The organism is Sphingomonas sp. LH128 (genome assembly GCF_000293195.2).
GTDB lineage: Bacteria > Pseudomonadota > Alphaproteobacteria > Sphingomonadales > Sphingomonadaceae > Novosphingobium > Novosphingobium resinovorum_A.
In genome coordinates this window covers 1-6761 of the sequence record NZ_ALVC01000247.1, presented here as the reverse complement: position 1 = coordinate 6761, position 6761 = coordinate 1, and the positions used below count along the sequence as shown (strand labels likewise).

At 65.7% G+C, this 6761-nt stretch carries 8 protein-coding genes; all 8 read left to right on the top strand.

Translation table 11 applies throughout. From position 1 onward, the window contains the following. Window positions 1-1537, top strand: a 1537-nt coding sequence (locus LH128_RS19375) for a cbb3-type cytochrome c oxidase subunit I (RefSeq protein ID WP_008831375.1), incomplete at its 5' end; no start/stop codon positions are given. 3 nt (window positions 1538-1540) lie between these two features. Then, a complete protein-coding gene (cyoC, locus tag LH128_RS19370) occupies window positions 1541-2182 on the top strand; it encodes a cytochrome o ubiquinol oxidase subunit III (protein ID WP_008831374.1) in 642 nt (213 codons plus the stop codon). After that, window positions 2182-2574: a cytochrome o ubiquinol oxidase subunit IV gene (cyoD, locus tag LH128_RS19365; protein WP_008831373.1), complete on the top strand. Its 393-nt coding sequence runs from the start codon at window positions 2182-2184 to the stop codon at window positions 2572-2574. The genes cyoC and cyoD overlap by 1 nt, the downstream gene beginning before the upstream one ends. 65 nt (window positions 2575-2639) lie before the next feature. Next, window positions 2640-3293 carry an SURF1 family protein gene (locus LH128_RS19360; protein ID WP_008831372.1) on the top strand — a complete coding sequence of 218 codons (654 nt, stop codon included), beginning with the start codon at window positions 2640-2642 and terminating at the stop codon, window positions 3291-3293. Next, window positions 3278-4627: an ATP-binding protein gene (locus tag LH128_RS19355; RefSeq protein WP_008831371.1), complete on the top strand. Its 1350-nt coding sequence runs from the start codon at window positions 3278-3280 to the stop codon at window positions 4625-4627. The genes LH128_RS19360 and LH128_RS19355 overlap by 16 nt, the downstream gene beginning before the upstream one ends. After that, window positions 4624-5178, top strand: a complete 555-nt coding sequence (locus tag LH128_RS19350; RefSeq protein ID WP_008831370.1) for a response regulator transcription factor — start codon at window positions 4624-4626, stop codon at window positions 5176-5178. Before LH128_RS19355 ends, LH128_RS19350 begins: the two co-directional genes overlap by 4 nt. A 141-nt stretch (window positions 5179-5319) precedes the next feature. Continuing rightward, on the top strand, window positions 5320-6021 hold the full coding sequence (locus LH128_RS19345) for a Crp/Fnr family transcriptional regulator (RefSeq protein ID WP_008831369.1): 702 nt from the start codon (window positions 5320-5322) through the stop codon (window positions 6019-6021). Between the two features lie 61 nt (window positions 6022-6082). Then, on the top strand, window positions 6083-6529 hold the full coding sequence (locus LH128_RS19340) for a GtrA family protein (protein ID WP_008831368.1): 447 nt from the start codon (window positions 6083-6085) through the stop codon (window positions 6527-6529). The last annotated feature ends 232 nt before the right edge of the window (window positions 6530-6761 follow it).

The window sequence follows — 6761 nt, the reverse complement described above, 5'->3', positions numbered from 1 at the left end:
CCCCCCCCCCGCCGGTGCGGTGCTCACCATGATGTCGCTGTTCGTGGGCGAGTTCGCGCAGACCGGCTGGCTGGCTTATCCGCCGCTGTCGAACCTGGCGTACAGCCCGTGGGTTGGCGTCGATTACTACATCTGGTCCCTGCAGATCGCGGGTGTCGGCACGCTGCTTTCGGGCGTCAACCTGGTGTGCACCATCGTCAAGATGCGCGCGCCCGGCATGACCATGATGCGCATGCCGGTGTTCACCTGGACCTCGCTTTGCACCAACATCCTGATCGTCGCCGCCTTCCCGGTGCTGACGGCAGTGATGACGATGCTGACCGTCGACCGCTACCTCGGCTTCAACTTCTTCTCGAACGACTTCGGCGGCTCGCCGATGATGTACGTGAACCTGATCTGGATCTGGGGTCACCCCGAGGTCTACATTCTCATCCTGCCGCTGTTCGGCGTGTTCTCGGAAGTCGTCTCGACCTTCTCGGGCAAGCGCCTGTTCGGCTACTCGTCGATGGTCTACGCCACGCTGGTCATCACCATCCTGTCGTACCTCGTGTGGCTGCACCACTTCTTCACGATGGGTTCGGGCGCGAGCGTCAACTCGTTCTTCGGCATCACCACCATGGTGATCTCGATCCCGACCGGCGCGAAGCTGTTCAACTGGCTGTTCACGATGTACCGCGGCCGCATCCGCTACGAGCTGCCGATGATGTGGACCGTCGCGTTCATGCTGACCTTCACGGTCGGCGGCATGACCGGCGTGCTGCTCGCGGTGCCGCCTGCGGACTTCGTGCTGCACAACTCGCTGTTCCTGATCGCGCACTTCCATAACGTGATCATCGGCGGCGTGCTGTTCGGCATCTTCGCGGCGATCAACTTCTGGTGGCCCAAGGCCTTCGGCTTCAAGCTCAACCAGTTCTGGGGCAAGGTCAGCTTCTGGCTGTGGGTTCCCGGCTTCTGGTTCGCCTTCATGCCGCTCTACATCCTCGGCCTGATGGGCGTGACCCGCCGCATGCGCGTGTTCGACGATCCGTCGATCCAGATCTGGTTCGTCATCGCCGCCTTCGGCGCCGTGATGATCGCCGGTGGCATCGGCGCCATGCTGGTCCAGTTCGCCGTCTCCATCTGGAAGCGTGAGGAACTGAAGGACGAGACGGGCGATCCGTGGAACGGCCGTACGCTGGAGTGGTCGACCTCGTCGCCGCCGCCGGAGTACAACTTCGCCTTCACGCCGCTGGTCCACGACCTCGACGCCTGGGACGACATGAAGCGCTGCGGCGTCCAGCGTCCGACCTCCGGCTTCCGTCCGATCCACATGCCCAGCGGCACGGGGACCGGCCTGATCCTGGCGGGTCTGTCGACGGCGCTCGGCTTCGCGATGATCTGGTACATCTGGTGGCTCGCAGCCGTGTCGTTCGCCGGGATCATCGGCTACGCGATCTTCCATACGTTCAACTACAAGCGGGACTACCACATCCCCGTCGAGACGGTCGAAGCGACCGAGGCGGAACGCACCCGCCAGCTCGCCGCCGCGGGAGCCTGAGACATGACCGCTAACATAGCTCCGACGCACACCCTCGATCAGGCGCAGCTTCAGGCCGCGTTCTACGACCTGAACGAGCATGACCACCCCGAAGGCGGCAGCACCATGCTGGGCTTCTGGGTCTACCTGATGAGCGACTGTCTCATCTTCGCCATGCTCTTTGCGGCATACGGCGTGCTGGGCGGCAGCCTGGCCGCCGGGCCGGGGCCGAAGGACCTGTTCGAGCTGCCGCTGGTGGCGCTCAACACCGCCATGCTGCTGTTCTCGTCGATCACTTACGGCTTCGCCATGCTGGCCATGGAGAAGAACAACAAGGGCGCGACGCAAGCCTGGCTGCTGGTCACCGCCGTGTTCGGCGCCTGCTTCCTCGGCATCGAACTCTACGAGTTCAGCAACCTCATCCACGAGGGTGCGACGCCGATGCGCTCGGGCTTCCTCACCGCGTTCTTCTCGCTGGTGGGCACGCACGGTCTGCACGTCACCTTCGGCCTGATCTGGCTGTTCACGCTGGTGGTGCAGGTCGGCAAGAAGGGCCTGATCCCGGCCAACAAGCGCCGCCTCATGTGCCTGTCGCTGTTCTGGCACTTCCTCGACGTCATCTGGATCGGCGTCTTCACCTTCGTCTACCTGATGGGAATGCTGTGATGGCGAACGAACACGCCCACCCCAACCCCGCCGCGCACGATCACCACGACGAGCACGGCGCGAGCCATGGCTCGATGCGCGAGTACGTCGTCGGCTTCCTGCTGTCGGTCGTGCTCACCGCGATCCCGTTCTGGCTGGTGATGACGGGCGCGATCCCCGACAAGCAGACCACCGCGCTGGTCATCATGGCTTTCGCCGTGGTGCAGATCGTGGTCCACATGATCTACTTCCTGCACATGAACACCAAGTCGGAGAACGGCTGGACGGTCATGGCGCTGATTTTCACGATCGTTCTGGTCATCATCACGCTGTCCGGTTCGCTGTGGGTCATGTTCCACCTCAACACCAACATGATGCCGATGAGCGTCCACGACATGGGCCAGCTGCCCTGACCGAGGACCGCACAACGGCGGCAAAAGGAGCGCGGCGGCCCATCGGGCTTGCCGCGCTTCTGCTAGTGGCCTTCGCGATGTTCGTGGGCCTGGGCATCTGGCAGATCCAGCGGATGCACTGGAAGCACGCGCTGATCGCCCGCGTCGATGCGCGCGTCCATGCCGCTCCACAGGCGCTGCCGCAGGACGGCAGCCTCGGCCCCGATCTCGAATATCTTCGCGTCCGCGTCTCGGGAGTCTATGACGGGCCTGCGACCGCGCTGGTGCGGGCCGCCACGGAACGCGGAACGGGCTACTGGACGATGACGCCGCTGCGCCTCGAAGACGGCAGGCTCCTGTGGATCAACCGCGGCTTCGTGCCCGCCGGGACCACCCGCGCCGCCGCCGGAGCCTCGGCGCCTGCGGGCAAGGTGTCGATCGTCGGCCTGCTGCGCCTGCCCGAGCCCAAGGGCAGCATCCTGCAGTCCAACGCCCCGCAGGACGATCGCTGGTACTCGCGCGATACCGCCGCACTGGCGCAGGCGCGCAAGGTGGGCGCCGTCTCCCCCGCCTTCGTCGATGTGCAAGTGGAGCAGGCGAGCACCGCGCCTACGCTCAAGCCCGTACCCGGCCTCACCCAGATCACGTTCCCCGACAGCCATCTCAGCTATGCCCTGACCTGGTTCGCGATGGCGGCGCTGTCGCTGGTCGCGCTCGCCTATACATGGCGCCGGGCGTGATCGAGCGCCTGGCGGCGCTGTTCGCGCCGCCGGAGGTGCCGGGCAGTACGCCGAGCCGCTCCAGCGTCGTCCTGCTCACCCAACTGCGCTGGACGGCGGTGTTCGGGCAGCTGGCCACCATCGTCGTGGTCTCTGCCGTGCTCAAGGTCCGCCTGCCGCTGGCGCCGCTGCTGCTGGCGCCGCTGCTGCTGATCGTCATCAACCTGACCATCGCGCGGGTCGTGCTGCAGCGCGAATCGTTCACCCAGCGCGAGATGTTCTCGGCGCTGATGATCGACGTCGTCGCGCTGTGCTGGCAGCTTTACTACTCGGGCGGGGCGACAAACCCGTTCACCTTCCTGTTCCTCCTCCAGATCGTCATCGGCGCGATCATCCTGGAGGCGCGCTGGAGCTGGCTCGTCGCGCTCAACGCCTGCCTGTGCATGGCGCTGCTGACCTTCTTCTACGAGCCGCTGCAGCTGCCCGATCGCTTGGCGGGCGATCACTTCCACCTCTACATCTACGGCAGCCTGTTCTGCTTCGTGCTGGCCGCCGTGCTGCTGATCGTCTTCGTCGTGCGGCTCGATCGCAACCGGCGCGAAAGCGATGCGCGCCTCGCCGCCTACTACCAGCAGGCTGCGGAGGAGGACCATATCATCCGCATGGGCCTGCTCGCCTCTGGCGCGGCGCATGAACTGGGCACGCCGCTCTCGTCGATCTCGGTGATCCTGGGCGACTGGAGCCACGAGCCGACGATCAGGGACGATCCCGACATGGCCGCCGACCTTGCCGACGTGCGCCGCGAGCTGGAGCGCTGCAAGACGATCGTATCGGGCATCCTGATGTCGGCGGGCGAAGTGCGCGGCGTCGATCCGGCGGTGACCACCGTGCGCGGCTTCATCGACGATCTCGCCGAGGAATGGCGCACCCGCATCCCCGGCGAACTGCGCGTGATCGACCGCATGGCGGGTGACGTCGAGATCATCGCCGATCCGGGCCTGCGCCAGATCGTCGGCAACGTCATCGACAACGCCATCGAGGTCTCGCCCGACCTCGTGCTGATCGAGGTCTGGCTGGAAGGGGAGGGCGCCGCACGGCAGGTCATGCTGACCGTAAGCGACCGCGGCCCCGGCTTCGCGCCCGAAGTGCTGCGCCGCATCGGCCAGCCCTATATCTCGACCAAGGGGCGCGACGGGGGCGGGCTCGGCCTGTTCCTCGTCGTCAACGTCATCCGCAAGCTGGGCGGCGCGGTCTCGGTGGAGAACCGTGAAACCGGCGGTGCGAGCGTGCAACTGGCGATCCCCCTCGCTACACTGGCGCTCGAAGAACAAGAACAACGGCAGGAGAAGCAATGACCGACACTCCCTCCGCCATCGGCGCGACGGGCGCCAGCCTGCTCATCGTCGAGGACGACCCCACTTTCGCGCGAACCCTGCGCCGCTCCTTCGAACGGCGCGGCTACCGCGTCGCCTCCGCTGCCAGCCCCGAAGAGGCCGACGCGCTGTTCCTGGCGGACAGCTTCGAGTTCGCGGTGGTGGACCTGAAACTCGGCGCGGGTTCCGGCCTCACCGTGGTCGAGGCGCTTCATGCCCATGCGCCGCAGACGCGCATCGTCGTGCTGACCGGCTACGCCAGCATCGCCACCGCCGTCGAGGCGATCAAGCTGGGCGCCTCGCACTATCTCGCCAAACCCTCCAACACCGACGACATCGAGGCGGCCTTCGCGTCGCTGCGCGGCGATGCCAGCGTGCCGGTGGAGGGCCGCAAGACCTCGATCAAGACGCTGGAGTGGGAGTACATCCACCAGACGCTGGTGGAGTGCGAATTCAACATCTCCGAAACCGCGCGCCGCCTCGGCCTCCACCGCCGCACGCTGGCGCGCAAGCTCGAGAAGCGGCAGGTTTGACCCCTTCGACAAGCTCAGGGTGAGCGGAGGTAGCGTAAACCTCCAACCCCGCTCAGGCTGAGCCTGTCGAAGCCCCTGCAGTTTCCCGCGAGCCGCCAATACGCTATACAACCCACGAGAAGCCCCCGGTGATCGGAAACCATGTCCAGCTGTGATCTTTGCGTCGTCCGCAACCGGGCGATCTGTGCCGCGCTCGACGCCGGCGAACTGAACGCGCTCAATGCGATCGGGCGCACGCGCAAGCTGACCGCCGGGGAATCGATCATCTGGGAGGGCGAGGATTCGGTCCTCGTCGCCAATGTCATCGACGGCGTGCTCAAGCTCTCCACCAACACCGAGGACGGGCGCGAGCAGATCGTCGGCGTGGTCTATCCGTCGGACTTCATCGGCCGTCCGTTCGGCGGCACCACCGGGCACGGCGTCACCGCGCTGACCGACGCCAGCGTCTGCGTGTTCTCCCGCCGCGACTTCGACGCCTTCGCGCGCGAGCATCCGGCGCTGGAGCACAAGCTGCTCGAACGCACGCTGGGCGAACTGGACCGCACGCGCCGCTGGATGCTGCTGCTCGGCCGCAAGTCGGCGGCGGAGAAGATGGCGAGCTTCCTCGTCGAGATGACCGAACGGCTCGGCGGCGCGGGCTGCCGGATTGATTTCGAGCATCCGGGGCGGCGCATCCTGACCCTGCCGTTCTCGCGCCAGCAGATCGCCGACGTGCTGGGCCTGACCATCGAGACCGTCAGCCGCCAGTTCACCCGGCTCAAGAACGAGGGCGTGATCGACCTGCCCTCGCGCCGCGAAGTGACGATCCTTGATTTCGACACGCTGGTCGCCGAGGCAGGGTAACGGTTCGTCCCTGTTACCGGCTCGCGGGAAACCATGGCGAGGCGGCGGCGTTGCCACTGGCATGTTTCATTCGCCCATCGTGCCGGGCTCCCTTGGCGCTCACCCGCACTACGGCCTGTTCAGTCGGCACACCGCCGTGCTGTTCGTGCGCAATGCCGTGGCCTCGTGCCTGTGCTTCGCGATCGACATGGCGCTGATCTGGCTGATGGTCTCGCAGCTTGGGATCGACAAGTTCGTGGCGGTGACGGTGGGGTTCCTCTTCGCCAACTCGCTGAATTACGGCCTTGCACGGGTCTGGGTGTTTCGGGAGAGCGATCGCGGGATCTTCACCGGCTATGTCTATTACCTCACCAACGCGCTGGTGGGACTGGCGGTGATCCTCGGCGGTTTCGCGCTGCTGACCACGGTGTTCGACGCGCATTATCTGCTCGCGCGGGTGATCGTCTCGCTGTGTTCGGGCACGCTGGTGTTCATCCTGAACGCGACGTTGAACTTCCACGAAGTGTGAATCGGTAGGATGCGGGAACGTCGTCACCCAACACCGTCATCCCAGCGAAGGCTGGGACCGCTGGCCGAGTAAAGCCCAACCCTCGGCAGGGCGTTTGAACGATAGTTGGCCGTAACAGGCCAGCGGTCCCAGCTTTCGCTGGGATGACGAGGTTGTGCGTGCAGTCAGCGCACGCGGAAATACCCGCTGGCGAGTGCGGGCCATTACGCCGGGGAAATCAACGCAACCGAAG

Bases quoted from the DNA above. Each gene is read 5' to 3' on its own strand.
- cyoC (WP_008831374.1), top strand. From the start codon at position 1,541: ATGACCGCTAACATAGCTCCGACGCACACCCTCGATCAGGCGCAGCTT.
- cyoD (WP_008831373.1), top strand. From the start codon at position 2,182: ATGGCGAACGAACACGCCCACCCCAACCCCGCCGCGCACGATCACCAC.
- LH128_RS19355 (WP_008831371.1), top strand. From the start codon at position 3,278: ATGGCGCCGGGCGTGATCGAGCGCCTGGCGGCGCTGTTCGCGCCGCCG.
- LH128_RS19350 (WP_008831370.1), top strand. From the start codon at position 4,624: ATGACCGACACTCCCTCCGCCATCGGCGCGACGGGCGCCAGCCTGCTC.
- LH128_RS19345 (WP_008831369.1), top strand. From the start codon at position 5,320: ATGTCCAGCTGTGATCTTTGCGTCGTCCGCAACCGGGCGATCTGTGCC.
- LH128_RS19340 (WP_008831368.1), top strand. From the start codon at position 6,083: ATGTTTCATTCGCCCATCGTGCCGGGCTCCCTTGGCGCTCACCCGCAC.